Here is an 827-nt window from a genome sequence, read left to right as displayed (position 1 = left end):
TCGGGGCCAGGAGCCGGCAGCTCGTGATCGGTTGGTGCTAAAATGCAGTTTGTGGTTTTAATGACCGGTACTTCGGTACTGGGTAAGGTGAACCCCATCATCGGGCCGCCCATAATAATTCGTTGTTTCTTTTCCGGATTAAAACCGGATTCATCCAGCAAATGTTGAATAGGGGTACCTAATAAGGCCCAGACGTTACCGCGTTGTTCTAATGCTTCGCCGGTTAGGGTCACCACTCGCTCTAATAAAGGCTCACCGTGAATAATGGCGCGCTTAACAGCATATGCGGTACCTACGTTTTGCATCAGTAAACCAATGTCCATGGGCAGCTTGCCGCTGGGTACCTGATGGCCTGTTAGCAGCTCAATTAATTGTTTTTCGCCACCGGAAGGGTACTTGGTTGGCACCACTTTAAGCTGTATCTGCGTGTCATCATCAATAGCCGCAGCTATGGCTTTTATTGCCTCGGGCTTATTGTCCTCAATAGCAAACAATACTGAGTTACACCGGGTGATGTACTGTAAAATTCGGGTGCCGGCAATAATATCGTCTGCATACTCCTGCATTAGACGGTCATCGGCGGCAATATAGGGTTCGCATTCAACTCCGTTAATAATTAAATGCTTAAGGGGTTTTTGTTGTGCCAGTTTCTGCGCAGTAGGAAAACCTGCGCCACCCAGACCGGCAATACCCGCTTCCTGAACCAGCTCCAGCAAACGCGATATTTCAACATCGTGATAGTCGGGCAGAGCATGTTTGTTGCCCCAGCGTTCTTCTCCATCCGGATGAATGACAATGGCTTGCTCAGGCAGACCCGAGGCATGGGC

Annotated in this window: 1 protein-coding gene; it reads right to left on the bottom strand. The window is 49.6% G+C overall.

Annotation, left to right across the window (positions count from 1 at the left end; genetic code table 11):
* Positions 1–827: electron transport complex subunit RsxC (gene rsxC, locus B3180_RS05305; protein ID WP_286843425.1), on the bottom strand; the 827-nt coding region annotated here is incomplete at both ends.

It is taken from the genome of Idiomarina sp. UBA4206 (assembly GCF_002383015.1).
Classification (GTDB): Bacteria; Pseudomonadota; Gammaproteobacteria; order Enterobacterales; family Alteromonadaceae; genus Idiomarina; species Idiomarina abyssalis.
This window is presented reverse-complemented; position numbering and strand designations above follow the sequence as displayed.